The sequence below is a fragment of the Stenotrophomonas maltophilia genome (assembly GCF_004920835.1).
Lineage (GTDB): Bacteria > Pseudomonadota > Gammaproteobacteria > Xanthomonadales > Xanthomonadaceae > Stenotrophomonas > Stenotrophomonas maltophilia_AQ.
Genome location: NZ_QFHO01000005.1, coordinates 143950 through 159266 on the forward strand (window position 1 = coordinate 143950; position 15317 = coordinate 159266).

At 67.0% G+C, this 15317-nt stretch carries 14 protein-coding genes; 10 read left to right on the forward strand and 4 right to left on the reverse strand.

Going from position 1 to position 15317, the window contains the following annotated elements; translation table 11 throughout:
- Positions 1-210 precede the first annotated feature (210 nt).
- Genes DI041_RS06075 through gnd form a run of 3 tightly spaced genes read left to right on the forward strand, consistent with a single transcriptional unit; the run spans position 211 to position 2970 of the window.
- Positions 211-801, forward strand: coding sequence for a DUF2242 domain-containing protein (locus tag DI041_RS06075; RefSeq protein ID WP_136638953.1), 591 nt, complete (start codon positions 211-213; stop codon positions 799-801).
- Positions 802-818: 17 nt separating this feature from the next.
- Positions 819-2054 (forward strand): hypothetical protein, encoded by a 1236-nt coding sequence (locus tag DI041_RS06080; RefSeq protein ID WP_136638983.1) that lies wholly within the window; start codon positions 819-821, stop codon positions 2052-2054.
- A gap of 10 nt (positions 2055-2064) precedes the next feature.
- Entirely contained in the window at positions 2065-2970 is a 906-nt protein-coding gene (gene gnd, locus DI041_RS06085; RefSeq protein WP_046986309.1) for a phosphogluconate dehydrogenase (NAD(+)-dependent, decarboxylating), read from the forward strand.
- 295 nt (positions 2971-3265) lie between these two features.
- On the opposite strand, the gene DI041_RS06090 is transcribed toward gnd, so the two are convergent.
- Positions 3266-4309, reverse strand: coding sequence for an oxidoreductase (locus DI041_RS06090; protein ID WP_136638954.1), 1044 nt, complete (start codon positions 4307-4309; stop codon positions 3266-3268).
- A gap of 171 nt (positions 4310-4480) precedes the next feature.
- Between DI041_RS06090 and DI041_RS06095 the strand changes: the two genes are divergently transcribed.
- The 4 genes from DI041_RS06095 (at position 4481) to DI041_RS06110 (ending at position 8921) form a co-directional block, all read left to right on the forward strand.
- Positions 4481-4864 (forward strand): BON domain-containing protein, encoded by a 384-nt coding sequence (locus tag DI041_RS06095; RefSeq protein WP_012512120.1) that lies wholly within the window; start codon positions 4481-4483, stop codon positions 4862-4864.
- A 286-nt stretch (positions 4865-5150) separates the two neighbouring features.
- Positions 5151-6968, forward strand: a complete 1818-nt coding sequence (locus DI041_RS06100) for a sensor histidine kinase (RefSeq protein WP_136638955.1) — start codon at positions 5151-5153, stop codon at positions 6966-6968.
- Positions 6965-7405 carry a response regulator gene (locus DI041_RS06105; RefSeq protein WP_005411057.1) on the forward strand — a complete coding sequence of 147 codons (441 nt, stop codon included), beginning with the start codon at positions 6965-6967 and terminating at the stop codon, positions 7403-7405. Before DI041_RS06100 ends, DI041_RS06105 begins: the two co-directional genes overlap by 4 nt.
- Positions 7406-7409: 4 nt before the next feature.
- Positions 7410-8921 carry an ATP-binding response regulator gene (locus DI041_RS06110; protein ID WP_012512119.1) on the forward strand — a complete coding sequence of 504 codons (1512 nt, stop codon included), beginning with the start codon at positions 7410-7412 and terminating at the stop codon, positions 8919-8921.
- 75 nt (positions 8922-8996) lie between these two features.
- Here DI041_RS06110 and DI041_RS06115 read toward each other — a convergent pair whose 3' ends face one another.
- A complete protein-coding gene (locus tag DI041_RS06115; protein ID WP_046986314.1) occupies positions 8997-9740 on the reverse strand; it encodes a proteasome-type protease in 744 nt (247 codons plus the stop codon).
- A gap of 92 nt (positions 9741-9832) precedes the next feature.
- On the opposite strand from DI041_RS06115, the gene folK reads away from it, so the two are divergent.
- On the forward strand, positions 9833-10318 hold the full coding sequence (folK, locus tag DI041_RS06120; protein ID WP_136638956.1) for a 2-amino-4-hydroxy-6-hydroxymethyldihydropteridine diphosphokinase: 486 nt from the start codon (positions 9833-9835) through the stop codon (positions 10316-10318).
- Positions 10319-10383: 65 nt separating this feature from the next.
- Here folK and DI041_RS06125 read toward each other — a convergent pair whose 3' ends face one another.
- Positions 10384-11121, reverse strand: coding sequence for a pteridine reductase (locus DI041_RS06125; RefSeq protein ID WP_006391894.1), 738 nt, complete (start codon positions 11119-11121; stop codon positions 10384-10386).
- 59 nt (positions 11122-11180) lie between these two features.
- Here DI041_RS06125 and DI041_RS06130 point away from each other — a divergent pair, with 59 nt between their 5' ends.
- Positions 11181-12365 carry a class I SAM-dependent methyltransferase gene (locus DI041_RS06130; RefSeq protein ID WP_046986316.1) on the forward strand — a complete coding sequence of 395 codons (1185 nt, stop codon included), beginning with the start codon at positions 11181-11183 and terminating at the stop codon, positions 12363-12365.
- Positions 12362-12754 carry a VanZ family protein gene (locus DI041_RS06135; protein WP_136638957.1) on the forward strand — a complete coding sequence of 131 codons (393 nt, stop codon included), beginning with the start codon at positions 12362-12364 and terminating at the stop codon, positions 12752-12754. Before DI041_RS06130 ends, DI041_RS06135 begins: the two co-directional genes overlap by 4 nt.
- Before the next feature lie 137 nt (positions 12755-12891).
- Here the strand turns inward: DI041_RS06135 and DI041_RS06140 are convergent, their stop codons facing one another.
- Positions 12892-15249 (reverse strand): beta-N-acetylhexosaminidase, encoded by a 2358-nt coding sequence (locus DI041_RS06140; RefSeq protein ID WP_136638958.1) that lies wholly within the window; start codon positions 15247-15249, stop codon positions 12892-12894.
- Between the last annotated feature and the right edge of the window lie 68 nt (positions 15250-15317).

The following is a 15317-nucleotide window of genomic DNA, read 5'->3' on the forward strand; positions in this document are numbered from 1 at the left end:
TTGCCGGCCCCTTTGCGTTTGAGGACCTCATTCCAAGTGGCGCCCGGCCATGCCCGGCGAGCGAAGTGGATCGCGCGCTTCCGCCGGGCATGGCCCGGCGCTACCGGTGCATGAACAGGCCGCAACGACGGGGTCTGGTGGGCGTACTTTCGACCTGCCGCACACGGGCGCGGGACTACCCTTGGCCGTACTGTCCTCGCAGGAGTACCCATGCGGGCCTCCCGTTTTTCCAGTGCTGCCGTGGCGCTCGCCAGCGCCCTGATCCTGTCGGCCTGCGGTGGTCGTGCCGCCGACAGCACCGTGCTGCGCGAATCCTTTGATTCCGGCGATACCTTCTCGCGCACCGTCGATGGCCGCGCGGCTGACGCCTGCGAGGCTGCGCGGCGCACGCTGCTCAGCCAGGGCTACGCAATCGCCCGTTCCGACGACACACAGGTGGAAGGCAACAAGAACTTCCAGCCGCGCGAGGATGACCACGAACAGCTGGTGCTGCGCATCTCCTGCGCGCCGCGTGGCAGCCAGGCGCTGGTGTTCGTCAGCGCGGTGCAGGACCGCTACGCGCTGAAGAAGAGCCCGACCTCAGCCAGTGTCGGTGTCGGTGCGCTGGGCTCGGTGTCGCTGCCGTTCGGCAGCAATGACGACTCGCTGGTGAAAGTGGCCAGCAGCACGGTCACCGATGCCGAGTTCTATCGCCGCTTCTTCCAGCGCCTGCAGCAGTATCTGCCAGCGGCCGCAGCCCCGCCCGCGCCGCCTCCGACCGCACCACCGGAACCCGCACCGGCCAGCCTGGACCAGGGTTGAGCGTGCGCGGCAGGTTCATGTGCGTGGCCCTGTTGCTGGCCCCGCCGCTGGTCACGGCAGCTCCCATCGACTGCACGCAGGGCCTGCTGCAGCGGTTGGGCTGGCAATTCGACGAGGCGACGGTGGCCGCGCCACAGGTGCAGGGTGGTCCGGTGTGCACGCGTGCGTCGCTGGCTGAAGCGCAGGCGGCAGGTGATCTGCGCGTGCGCTGGCCGACGGCATTGCCGACCCAGGCTCGACAGGCGCTGCTGCAGCAACTGCTGGACGATCCGGCCACGGTCTGCGCCTATGCCTTCCAGTTGGGGGCAGCCACGCAACGTACGGCCTCGGCATTGCAGGACAACCCGGCCTTCCGCTTCTCCGGCCCGCAGCTGGGCTGGATCGGCTTCGGACTGGAGGGCGCGCAGGCACAGGGCTGGCAGCGCACGCGTAGTTTCGGCCGTGGCTTCGTGCCCAGCGCGGGCAACAGTCAGGCGCTGCAGGCGTTCTACAGCGGTGCCGTGCGTGCCGAATGCGGGGTCGGCCGCCAGGTCGCGCAGCTGGCCACGCAACGAGAGCTGTATGGCGATGCTGCGTTCGATACTGAGTTCGCAGCGGATGAACTGTCGATCGGCACCTTCCTCGCCCTGCACAAGACCGACAGCATCCTGCTTGGCGCGCATGCCGGCGATTTCTTCGCCGATGGCAAGGCGGTGCGCACGTCGGCGATGGGGCGGCAGGCCTTCGTTGGCGTGCCCGGTTTCATCGAGCATGTGTATGACAAGGGCACGCTGGATGACCTGAGCAACCAGGCCGAGAACTTCGTCGTGGTCGAGGTGGGCGAGGGCGCCGCGCAGGCACTGGCTGAGCATGGCGGCCTGGCCTGGTACGACCAGCGCAATGCCGAACTGTGGACGCTGGCGCAGCGTATTCCGCGCGTCGGCCGGCGCTACTTCGAGCGGCTGCTGTTCGAGCGCGACCCGGACCTTCGTGCACGGCTGGAACCGCGCTACCACGACACGCTCGCGCGAATGGACCAGCTGCTGGACGATCCGTTCTACCAGCAGTTCGTGATCTATGTGCACCCGCGCGGTATACGTCCCATCGGCTACCACATCGCCCGCCTGCTTGATCGCAACCCGCGAACGCCGTTTTCGATCGATCTGGCGGTGCACAATCTGCATACCACGCTCTACCGGCGTTGGCGCGAGGCGCAGCTGCGCCACTGCGCGGCTACCGGCAGGCCAGGCAGCCTGACCCTAGACCCCAACTGAAGGTGAAACAATGGACATTGCAATGATCGGCCTCGGCCGCATGGGCGCCAACATGGCCCAGCGCCTGCATCGCGGCGGCCACCGCGTGGTCGGCTACGACCCGGGCGAGGGCGCCCGCCAGCGCGCTGCCGAGGCCGGCCTGGAAGTGGTTGATTCGCTGGCCGCGGCCGTCGCCGCCCTGCCGGTACCGCGCGTGCTGTGGCTGATGGTGCCGGCCGGCGAAACCGTCGACCAGACCCTGGGCCAGCTGACCCCGCACCTGGCCGAGGGTGACATCGTCATCGATGGCGGCAACTCCAACTACCAGGACTCGATCCGCCGCGCCAAGGCGCTGGCCGAGGACGATCTGGGTTATGTCGACTGCGGCACCAGCGGTGGCGTGTGGGGCCTGCAGGAAGGCTACAGCCTGATGGTCGGTGGTGAAGCGTCGGTGGTGGAGCAGGTCGCACCGCTGCTGCGCACGCTGGCACCGGCCGAAGACCGCGGCTGGGCGCGTGTCGGCCCGTCCGGCGCCGGCCACTTCACCAAGATGGTCCACAACGGCATCGAGTACGGAATGATGCAGGCCTACGCCGAAGGCTTCGCACTGATGGAGCGCAAGCAGGAAATGGAGCTGGACCTGGCCCAGGTGGCCGAGGTGTGGCGCCACGGCAGCGTGGTGCGTTCGTGGCTGCTGGACCTTAGCACCGAGGCGCTCAAGCGCAATCCGTCGCTGGATGGCATTGCACCGTACGTGGAAGACTCCGGCGAAGGTCGCTGGACGGTTGCCGAAGCGATCGCACTGGATGTACCGGCGCCGGTGATCACCTTGTCGCTGCTGGAACGCCTGCGCTCGCGTGAATCGAATTCGTTCACCGACCGCCTGTTGTCGGCGATGCGCAACGAATTCGGCGGCCACGCCATCAAGAAGTCGTAATCACTGCGGTGGGGTCGGATCCCTTTCCGCAGGAAAGGGCTCTGACCCCATGAAGCCAGTCGAGCTGGCTCGACTCTACAAAAGCCGTCTCCGATCGTTCCCACGTCATCCACGCCTGGCGTGGATGTGTCGACCAAGGTCGACACCTACCGTCGGGCGCGGACAACTGTCGAAGGCGGAGTGGGTCCGGTTGCGGGGGCGTGAGCGGCCCCCCCGCCATCCCATGGATAGCCAGCTATTGCTTTGACGTTGACGTTGCCGTTGATTCGGCAGGTGCAGGGCGCAGCCCTGCCGGTCACCCCAACTGAACCCGCCGCCCTTCGCGCGCACTGACCATCCCCGCCTCCAGCAACCGCATCAGCTGCAGCGCCTGCATCGGGCTGACCGTCGCTTCGCCGTCACCATGCATCGCCGCCGCGAACTGCGCATACAACCGCCGGTAGTCACCGGGCAGGTTGTCGACAGTACTGCGCTGCACGTTGTCCTCCGCATCGCAGTGCACCCGCTCACCATGCCGTGGATCGATGCCCCAGCCTGGCGCCCCCGGCGCAACCCCACGCCGCAACTGCGCTTCCTGCACGTCCAGGCCGTGCTTGATCCAACTGGCCTTGCTGCCATGCACGCTGAAGTGTGGTGTCTGCGCCGCAACCAGCGAACCGGCATGCACGATCGCGCGATGCCGTGGGTAGTGCAGCACCGCATGGAAGTAATCGATGCCGCTGCCGCCTTCGCGCTGCACGGCCAGATCGGCATCGATCGACTGTGGCCAGCCGAACAGCTCCAGCATCTGGTCCAGCAGGTGCGGTGCCAGGTCGTACCACAGGCCGCTGCCGGGGCCATCCTGCTCGCGCCAGCGGTCGCGCACCTGCGGCCGGTAACGGTCGAAGTGCGCGTGGCATTCGGCAACATCACCCAGCACGCCTTGCGCCAGCAGTGCCTGCAGGGTGAGGAAGTCGGCGTCGAAGCGCCGGTTCTGGAACACCGTAGCGATGCGCCCGGCGTCGCGCGCCGCAGCCAATACCGTTTCCGCTTCGGCCACGTCCAGCGCGAACGGTTTGTCGACCAGCACGTGCTTGCCCGCGGCCAACGCCGCGATGGCCAGCGGAGCGTGTTGTTCGTTCGGTGTGGCAATCACTACCGCATCCACTGCAGGATCGCCGAACACGTCCTGCGGCGTGGCACGCACGTGCACGTCGCTGAACGCGCGCAGCAGCGTGTCGCGTTGCGAACTGACGATGCTGTGCAGCACCAGGCCGGGCGTGTGCTGGATCAGGGGCGCATGGAAGACGCGGCCGGCGAGGCCGTAGCCGATCAGGGCCAGTTGCAGGTCGGGGCGCATGGCAGAGCTCCGGCAGTGGGGAAGGGCAGGGTAAACGACGGGGGATGGCAGGCCAAAACTGAACCGTTGCCGTTGGAAACGCTTTGATTCACGGCGGCATGACCGTAACGCCACGCCTGCTCTACGCCGGTGTGTCCAGACTGGCAGCACATCCCGAAGGAGTACGACACGATGAGCAATACCACCCGCACGCTGATTGCTTCCGCCCTGACGCTGGGCCTGGCGCTGTCCTCCTCGGCCGCATTCGCCAAGGATCCGGCCGCGAAGAGCCCGCCGACCAGCACTCATCCGGCCACCCACGCCGACCGCCATGATTCCAACGAGCCGGTGACCGACAGCTGGATCACCACCAAGGTGAAGGCCGACCTGCTGGCCAGCAGCAACGTCCCGGGCACCGAAATCAAGGTGGAAACGGTGAATGGCGTGGTCAGCCTGAGCGGTGCCGTGGCCACCCAGGCCGAGAAAGACAAGGCGGTCACAACTGCCAAGGGCATCAAGGGCGTGACCCGCGTCGATGCCGCCGCATTGAAGGTCAGCGCGGCCGCCAAGCGCTGAACCCGGTGGGCGCCCCGCATGGGGCGCCCACTGCCCGGGTAGATTCGAGTTTCCTCGGCTCGCTCCACTGCAGATCAACCCCGAGTCAACCGCCCGAGCAGTCGAGCGACCTCGACTCTACGAAGCAGAGCCGACGGCCCCGCCCGGCCCTACCGTGGGTTTCCGGAGCCCGTTCAGCCAACCAGGCTGGAAACTCCAGAGTTGTGACCGCCTGCGCTATATTGCCCGTTCCGCCGCAGCCGGGCCGGTATCGGCCTACGCTCCGCGGCCGTGCTGACGAGGAACTATGGCGCAGGTTTTCAGTGATGACGTCTGGGATCGCTGGCGATTGCCGGCCCTGGCGCTGGCGGCTGCCGCGATCATCGTGGTGCCGTGGTTGACCCTGCGCAAACTGCAGCAGGACAACGAACAAGCGATGGCCTGGGTCAGCCACACCCAGGCCGTGGGCGTGGCCCTGCAACAGCTGCAGGCCGATGTCCGCGATGTCGAATCGGCTGCGCTGACGCTGTCCAAGGGTGTGGACGCGCCGGGCCTGCGTGAGCGCATGGCCAAAGCGAATGAAATACCGGGCCGGCTGGCCCAGCTCGGCCGCATGACCCGCGACAATCCCGAACAGCTGATCCGCATCGGCCGCATCGAGTCGATGCTGGACGGGCGCTTGGCGGTCGCGCGCGAGCTGGCCAAGTCCGAACCGAACAGCGACCAGCGTGAACTGGTGCAGGACCTGAGCACGCGTTACCCGATCCGTGGCCTGGTCGAGGAGCTGCAGGCCAGCGAGGAAAAGTTGCTGGCTCTGCGCGCCGAGCAGGCCGCACGCCAGCGCAGGCAGACCGAGTTTGTTTCCTGGAGCTCGCTGGTGGTGCAGCTGGCCCTGCTGGGCCTGGTGCTGTGGTTGTTGCAGCGGCAGATCGGCCGCCGCCTGCATGCGGAGCAGCAATCGCAGCGCTCGGCCGCGCGCGCGGCGTCGGTACTGCAGACTGTGCGTGAGCCGATCGTGCTGCTGGATCGTGAGTTGCGCGTACAGCTGCACAATCCTGCATTTGCTGAGCTGTACGGGTTGCAGGATGAGCGTGCCGATGGCCTGCTGCTGGAATCGGTCGGTGATGGCGCCTGGCGGGATCCGGTCATGCGCCAGCGACTGTCCGATGTGCTGCTGCGTGGCCGCGAACTATGGGACTTCGAGCACGAACAGCGCGCCGCCGACGGCATGGTGCGCTACATGCTGCTCAACGCCCGGCGCATGCCGCTGCCCGATACCGATGACGAGGTGGTGCTGATGACCGTCAGTGACGTCACCGTGCAGCGGGCCGTGCAGCTGCGCGTGGAAGAGCTGAACCGCCAGCTGGAGGGCAAGGTGGCGCAGGTATCGGAGGTCAACCGCGAATTGGAGGCGTTCAGCTATTCGGTCTCGCACGACCTGCGTGCGCCGCTGCGCCATGTTGCTGGTTTCTCCGACAAGCTGTCGCGCCATCTGGGCGAGCAGGCCGACGACAAGAGCCGCCATTACCTTGAAGTGATCTCCAGTTCGGCGCGGCGCATGGCAGCCCTGATCGACGACCTGCTGGTCTACTCGCGCCTGGGGCGCGTGGCGATGCGCCAGCAGGCGGTGGACATGCAGTCGCTGGTGGCCGATACCCGTGCCATGCTCGATTCCAACCTGCAGGCCGAGGCCGAAAACAACGGCCATGCGCATCAGGTGGAGTGGAGCATCGCACCGCTGCCGATCGTGGTCGGCGATGAAAACATGATCCGCCAGGTCTGGCTGAACCTGCTCGGCAACGCGGTGAAGTACTCGGGCAACCGCGAGCTGGCAAAGATCCGCGTGGACTACCAGCTGCAGCCCGACGGTGGTCATCAGTTCACGGTCAGCGACAATGGTGCAGGCTTTGACATGGCGTACGCCGCCAAACTGTTCGGTGTGTTCCAGCGCCTGCACAAGGCCAGCGACTACCCGGGTACCGGCATCGGCCTGGCCAGCGTGCGCCGCGTGCTGACCCGCCATGGCGGCCGTATCTGGGCAGAAGCCGAGCCTGACGTCGGCGCCACCTTCCACTTCTACCTGCCTCCCGCGATCGACGCGGACAAACAAGGTCCCTCTGCATGACGACTCTGCGCACCATTCTTCTCGCCGAAGACAGCCCGGCCGATGCCGAAATGGCAATCGACGCTCTGGAAGAGGCGCGTCTGGCCAATCCCATCGTGCACGTCGAAGACGGCGTGGAAGTGATGGACTACCTGCTGCGCCGCGGCGCCTTCGCCAACCGTGAGGAAGGCCTGCCGGCGGTGCTGCTGCTGGACATCAAGATGCCGCGCATGGATGGCCTGGAAGTGCTGCGGCAGATCCGCGAGCACGAAGAACTCAAGCGCCTGCCGGTGGTGATCCTGTCGTCCTCGCGCGAGGAAAGCGACCTCGCCCGCAGCTGGGACATGGGCGTGAACGCCTACGTGGTCAAGCCGGTGGACGTGGACCAGTTCTTTGGCGCGGTGCAGACCCTGGGCAAGTTCTGGGCGTTGATCAACCAGGCACCGGAACTCGAGTGAGCCCATGCCCCTGACCGGTCCCGCCCTGGGGGCGCTGCGCATCCTGCTGGTGGAAGATTCCCCGGAAGATGCCGAGCTGATGTCCGAACAGATGCTCGATGCGGGCCTGGAAGCCCGTTTCGAGCGTGTCGAGAGCGAGGTCGAGCTGCGCCAGGCGCTGGCTGCGTTCGTGCCGGACATCGTGCTGTCCGACCTGAGCATGCCGGGGTTCTCCGGTGACGATGCACTGCGCATCGTGCGTGAGACCTCACCGGAAGTGCCCTTCATCTTCGTCTCCGGCACCATGGGTGAGGAGAACGCAGTGGCGGCACTGCAGAAGGGTGCCAACGACTACATCATCAAGCACCTGCCGGCGCGCCTGCCGTCGGCGGTGGCGCGCGCGATCCGCGAGGCGCGCAGCGCTGTTGAACGCGCACGCGTGGAAACCGAGCTGATGCGCGCACAGCGGCTGGAAAGCCTGTCGCTGCTCGCCGCCGGCCTCAGCCATGACCTGCGCAACATCCTGCAGCCGCTGCTGATCATGCCGGACCTGCTGAAGGCCCGTACCGACGATCCACAGCTGCACCACCTGGCCGACGTCATCGCCGAGTGTGGTCGTCGTGGCCACGAGATGGCCGAATCGATGCTGTCGTTCGTGCGTGGCTCGCGCAAGCCGAGTGAACGCATCGAGATCGATGGCCTGTTCGATGCGGTGGCACTCCTGTTGCGCAGCAACGTGCCCGATGCCGTGCGCCTGGAACTGCAGGTGCAGGACCAGGGCCTGGTGGTCGATGCCAATTACACAGAGCTGCAGCAGGTGATGTTGAACCTGGCGCTCAACGCGATCCAGGCGATGCCCAACGGGGGCCGGCTGAGCCTGACCGCCAGCCATGCCGGCCAACGCGATGGCGTGGACTGGATGCAGATCCGTGTGGTCGATGAGGGCATCGGCATGGATGCGGACACGCTCTCGCACCTGTTCAACCCGTTCTTCACCACCAAGGCCGATGGCACCGGCCTGGGCCTGATTTCCTGCAAGCGCATCGTTGAAGGCGCCGGCGGCAGCATCCACGTCAGCAGCCAGCCGGGGCAGGGCACCTGCTTCGAACTGCGTCTGCCGATGCATGAGGCCATTGATGGCAGCGAGCCGATCGAGCAGCTGGTGGCGCTGGGCAGTGGCCAGTCGATCCTGGTGGTCGATGGCGAAGCCACCCGCCTGTCGCTGCTCGGCAATGCGCTGTCCAGCCAGGGCTATCAGCTGCAACTGGCGTCCGATGGTCCGGCGGCGCTGCGCTGGATGCAGCAGGAGGCGTTGCCGGCACTGGTGATCGCCGACGCCGGTTCCAAGCTGCTGCCGGCCAGCCAGCTGCTGGGCGAGATGGCTGTACTGGGCTATCGCGGCCCGGCGCTGGTGCTGGAAGACGCAACGGTGGATGTATCGGCCGATGCATTCCCCGCTGGCGTGGAAGTGCATGTGCTGCGCAAGCCGCTGCAGATGCAGCAGGTGTTCCGCGCGGTGGCCGAAGCGCTGGGCTGACGCCGCGGTAGTGCTGGCCGCTGGCCGGCGTCTGCGTGTGGTGGGATCATTGCGGTTGCCGGCCAGCGGCCGGCACTACCGTTCGGCGGTTTCCCACGGAAACCGCGGCAGGCTGTCCACCGCCTGTTCCAGCCGCCGCGACCAGTTCTGGTGGATGTCCGCATACAGCGCTGAATCCGCACCCAGCCGCAGCTGCTGGCCGATGCGCAGTTCGCCGTCGCGCAGCAGCGCCAGGTCGATCGGCAGGCCCACCGACAGGTTGGAGCGGATGGTGGAGTCCAGCGAGACGATGGCCGTGCGTGCGGCATCTTCCAGGCGTGTTGCCGGGCTGAGGATGCGGTCGAGGATCGGCTTGCCGTACTTGGATTCGCCGATCTGCAGGTAGGGCGTCTCCGGCGAGGCGGCGATGGCGTTGCCCAAGGGGTAGACCATGTACAGCCCTGGGCGTTCACCGGCAACCTGGCCGCCGAAGATCAGCGTGGCCTGGGTGTTGACCCCGTCATGGCCGTGCTCGCTGTGCTCGGTCTTGACCTGGCTGTCGACCAGCAACTGGCCGACGTAGGCCGCGGCCTCGAACAGGTGGGCCATGTCACGCAGGTTGGGCGTACGCCGCTCGTCGGCGTCGCGGACCAGGCGCGACACCAGCAGCTGGGTGGTGGCCAGGTTGCCAGCCGCCATCAGTACGTAGGCTGCCTGGCCGGGGTACTCGAACACGTGCAGCTTGCGGTGCACGCGCACATCGTCCAGCGAGGCATTGGTCCGGGTGTCGGCGGCGAAGACCAGGCCCTCGTCCACCTCGATTCCAACGCAATAGGTCATGTCGGTGCCCTATCATGTGCGTCCCGGATTGTAGGCAGGCCGCCGTGACGACGGCATGTCCACGCCCCCCCAAGTGCCGTCACCTGAACCGCATGACCACCGTGCTCCTGAGCCTGGGCAGCAACGTCCAGCCCCGCCGCTACCTCCACGCCGCGGTGACGGCCCTGCGCGAGCGCTTCGGCGCGCTGCAGGTGTCACCCGCCTACCGTACCGCTGCGGTCGGCTTCGATGGCCCGGCCTTCCTCAACAATGCGGTGGCGATCGAGACCGACCTGCCACTGCAGGAACTGGACGACTGGCTGCATGCGCTGGAAGACGCGCACGGGCGTGACCGCAGTGGCCCGCGCTTCTCCGACCGGACCCTGGACATCGATGTGGTGTTCTACGGCGACCTGGTGGTGGAGGGCCCTGGCCACCTGCGCATCCCTCGCCCGGAGCTGAAGCATGCCTTCGTACTGAAGCCGCTGGCGGACATTGCGCCGGGCTTCGTCGACCCGGTCAGCGGCCAGGACCTGGCCACGCTGTGGCGTGCGCACAGGCAGTTTGGCGAAGCGTTCGAGGTCGTGGAGCTCGAATGACGGGGTCAGATCCCTTTTCCCGCCGGGAAAAGGGATCTGACCCCATCGTGCATCCCGGCAACGCCTCAGCTGACCGTACGCCCGCCATCCACGCGCAGGGTATGGCCGGTGACGAAGCTGGCATCGGCCACCAGCCAGTACACCGCCTCGGCAATCTCTTCCACGGTGCCGATCCGTGCCAGCGGCGTGCGCGCCAGCAGCGCCTCGCGGGCGAAATCGTCCTTGCCCTGTTCCGGCCACAGGATCGCGCCGGGGGCGACCGCGTTGACCCGCACCTTCGGCGCCAGTTCCAGCGCCAGCGAGCGGGTGGCCATCTCCAGCGCGGCCTTGGCCATCGTGTAGGCGATGTGGTCGCGCATCGGGTCGGTGCCGTGCAGGTCGGTCAGGTTGACGATGCAGCCGTGCTGGCGGCGCAGGTACGGAGCTGCCGCCTGCGACAGCAGCAGGGGCGCCCGTGCATTGACCGCGTAAAGCTCGTCCATCGCCTCGGCGGTGACCTGGCCCAGCGGGGTAGGGAAGAAGTTGGAGGCGTTGTTGACCAGCGCATCCAGGCGGCCGAAGTGGGTCACGGCCTGTTCCACCAGATCGGTCAGCGCGTCGGCGTCACGCAGGTCGGCCTGCAGCGCCAGCACGCTGCCGGGGCGCACGTTGTCAAAATCGAACGCGGCCTGCTGCAGCTCGGCGCTGGAGGTGTTGGCATGCAGCACCACCGACCAGCCACAGGCATGGAACTGGCGGGCAATGGCCGCGCCGATCCGGCGCGCGCTGCCGGTGATCAGGACCACGGGGGTGGTGTCGCTCATCGAGGGTCCTCCAAGGCTCGGCTATCCTGTGCACCATTGTCACCGCATTCGAAGACGCCATGCAGCCCACCTTCCCTCTGCCCGAAGCCGATGCCCTGGCCCACAGCGACCAGCTGGCCGCCGCCCTGCGCGCTGAAATCCTTGCGCAGGGCGGGGCGATGCCGTTCTCGCGGTTCATGGAGCTGTGCCTGTATGCCCCCGGCTGGGGCTATTACAGCGCTGGCGCCAGCAAGTTCGGCGGCAGTGGCGACTTCACCACCGCGCCCGAGCTCGGCAGCCTGTTCGCCGGCAGCGTGGCCAATGCACTGGCCCCGGTGCTCGCCCAGTTGGGCGCGCAGGCGCGCATGCTGGAGCTGGGCGGCGGCACCGGCGCCTTCGCCGAAGCCGTGCTGCTGCGCCTGGCCGAGCTGGACGCACTGCCGGCGCGCTACGCCATCCTCGAACCCAGTGCGGACCTCCGCGAGCGCCAGCAGCAGCGTCTGCAGCAGAACCTGCCGGCCGAGCTGGCCGCGCGCGTCGACTGGGTCGACCGCCCGTTCGAAGAGGATTGGGAGGGCGTGGTGTTCGCCAACGAGGTGATCGATGCGCTGCCGACTCCGCGCTTCCTGATCAGGGACGGCGAGGTGTACGAGGAGACCGTCGAGCTCGATGGCGATGGCAACTTCATCCGCGGAGCGCAGCCGGCCGACATCCTGCTCAACGGTGCGGTGCGCCATCTGGAACGCTACCTGGAAAAGCCCTTTGCCGAGGGCTACCGCTCCGAAGTGCTGCCGCAGCTGCCGTATTGGCTGCAGGCGGTGGCCGGTGGCCTGCAGCGTGGTGCAATGCTGTTCGTCGACTACGGCTACAACCGTGGCGAGTTCTACATGGAAGATCGCGATGACGGCACCGTGCGCGCGTTCTATCGCCAGCACGTGCACAACGAGATCTACCGCTGGCCGGGCCTGCAGGACATCACTGCTTCGGTCGATTTCACCGCGCTGGCCGAAGCCGGCCTGCACGGTGGCTTCGAGCTGGCTGGCTACTGCAGCCAGGCCAGTTTCCTGCTCGGCAACGGCCTGGACCAGGTGCTGCTGCTGGCCGAGGAACGCACCGATGAGGTCGGCCGCATCCAGCTGCGTGACCAGGTGAAGAAGCTGACCCTGCCGACCGAGATGGGCGAGCGCTTCCAGGCTATCGGCCTGCAGCGTGGCGTCGACTTCGAACCGGCGTTCGAGCTGGGTGACCTGAGCTGGCGCCTGTGAGTGACGTGTTGCCGGTGATCAAGCCGCTGCAGCGGCCGCGGCTGTGGGCCGCGCTGTGGGCGCTGGCGGTGCTGTTGGTGATCGTGGTCTGCCTGATCCCGCCGCCGCCGATCCCGCTGCCGGAAAACAGCGACAAGGGCGAGCACTTCCTCGCCTATTTCATCCTCGCCGGCAGCGCGGTGCAGCTGTTCCGTCGCGGCCGCCCGCTGCTGTGGGTGGGCATGGGCCTGGTGCTGATGGGCATCGGCATCGAGTTCGCGCAGGGCGCACTGACCAGCAACCGCATGGCCGACCCGATGGATGCGCTGGCCAACACGATTGGCGTGCTGGCCGGCATGGCCACCGCGCTGACCCCGCTGCGCGACCTGCTGCTGCGCTGGCGGGGGTAAAGGCGTGCCAACCACGGTTGGCACCTACCAGTAGATCCACGCCAAGCGTGGATGGAATTTCAGTAGATCCACGCCAAGCGTGGATGGACTGCCCGAGGTGCCGACCAAGGTCGGCACCCACCAGGACAGACCTGCCGTTACTTGCCCAGCGTGACCTCATCCAGTACCCACATCGCCGGGCGCGTGTCGCCGGTGAAGTTGATGCACAGGTCACCGGTGCCCTGGGTACCCTTCGGCAGCGTCGCACGCAGCGTCACGAAGCCATCGGCATCCGGCTTGGCCGGCAGCGGCACTTCAGCCAGCACCTTGCCGCTGCAGTCGCCGCGACGCACCAGCATCTCGCCATGCGCACGCTTGGCCTTCTCGAAGCGGCGCTTGGGTTCGTCATGGGCCAGCTGGAAGTAGTACGGAATGCGGCCAGCACGTACCTCCACGCTGCCGACGCCCTCCAGCTGCGCCTGCGGCCAGCGCCAGCACGGCTGGAAGATGTCCACGTTGAACACTGCACGCGTTCCCTCGCGCGGGCCATCGTCTTCCAGGCGCAGCACCAGCCCCTTCTTGCCTACGCAGCTGAGCAGTTCATCACTGCGGCGGCTGAGCAGTGACTGCGCGGTGAACGTGGCGATGGTCGGTTTCGCGGCCAGCATCTGGCCCTGGTAGAACGCGGCGGCCTGTACGTTGGCGGGCAGCGGCGTGGTCAGCGGCTGCTGGTACAGCGGCGACTGCGCGGTCACCGGCTGGCCATCGGTGCTGTAACGCACTTCATAGCCCAGCGGATTGGCCAGCGACACGGTCACGGTGTTCCTCGCGCGATCATCGGTGTAGTCCACGCCCACCTCGAACGGGGTCTGCGCGTAGGCCAGGCCCCAGGCGCGGTAACGCTGCAACTGTGCGGGCAGGCGTGCGAGAAAATCGCGGAAGTCACGATGCTCCGGCGTGCTCCAACCGGTCTCGGCCACCGCAGCCAGGCGCGGGAACAGGTTGTGCTGCAGGCGCGCATAGCTGCGCGTGTGCTCGGTGAACATGTTGGCCTGCAAACCGAGGATGTGCCCGCGCTTGTCGGCCGCCAGCTCGGCTGGCACCGGCTCGAAGTTGTAGAGCTTGCCGAGGTTGACCTGGGTCGGTCGGCCCGGCGGTTCGTTCGGCGAGGCGGTCTGCAGGTAGTCCAGGTACAGGTAGCCGACCGGCGACATGATCACGTCATGGCCGGCACTGGCTGCAGCCAGCCCACCTTCGGTGCCCTGCCACGACATCACCGTGGCCTGTGGCGGCAGCCCACCTTCGAGGATCTCGTCCCAGCCGATCAGGCGCCGGTCGTGTTCCTCCAGGAAGGTCTCCAGGCGCTTGATGATGTGGCTCTGCATGGCCATCTCATCTTTGATGCCCAGCGCACGCATGCGCTGCTGCACCTGCTTCGAAGCTTCCCACTGGTCCTTCACTGCCTCGTCGCCACCCACGTGCACGTACTTGGCCGGGAACAGCGCGATCACTTCTTCCAGCACGTTCTCCAGGAAGGTGACGGTACTGTCTTCCACGTTGAACAGGTTCGGGAACACGCCCCATTCGCTGATCGGCTTCAGCGGCGTGCTGATCGAACCCAGCTCCGGATACGCGGCGATCGCGGCGGTGGCATGGCCGGGCACGTCGATTTCCGGAATCACCTGGATATGCAGCTTGGCGGCGTAGGCGATCACTTCGCGGATCTGCTCCTGCGTGTAGAAGCCGCAGTAGGGATGTTCCTGGCCAGTGACCGGATCGATGCCACCGTCGCCGGCCGGCAGGCGGCAACTGCCCACTTCGGTCAGCTTCGGGTAGCGCTTGATCTCCATGCGCCAGCCCTGGTCATCGGTCAGGTGCCAATGGAACGTGTTGAGCTTGTGTGCGGCCATCGCGTCGAGCACGCGCTTGATCTCGTCCAGGCTCTGGAAATGCCGCGCCGAGTCGAGCATGAAGCCGCGCCAGCTGAAGCGCGGCGCGTCCTGGATCTGCACCGCTGGCAGCACCCCATTGCTGCCGCCGGTGGCGAGCTGGGCGAGGGTGGTCGCGCCGTAGAACAGGCCGGTCTCGTTGCCAGCCTGCACCAGCACGCCCGTCGCCGTACTTTCCAGCGTGTAGCCCTCACCGCTGTCGCGGAAGGTCGGGATGATCTGGAAACGGATGCCGCCGTCCTGGGCGGCCGACTTGCCCTTGGCCAGCGCAAGGCGCGGGCCTCCGCTGCGCGCCAGCAGGTCGGCGAACTGGCTGGCGACCCGCTGCGCGGCCTCGCCTTCGGCATGCAGCGGAGTGCCAGCGCGTACGCTGATGCCGCTGCCCTGGCCGGCTTGCACTTGGGTGGGTGCGGGAATCAGCATCAGGCTGCCGGCGCGCAGCTGCGGGCCAGGAGCTTCAGCGACGGGCGTGGGATCGGCGGCGAGTGCCGGCATCGCCGGCAGCATCGCGAACAGGCTGCCCAGCAGCAGTGCGCTGCGCATCCGGGCGCGGGAAGGCTTGACCATCGGAACGACTCCTTGGAACGGTGCGATGAACGCTATACATGAAAAACGCCGGGCCCGGAATGACCCAG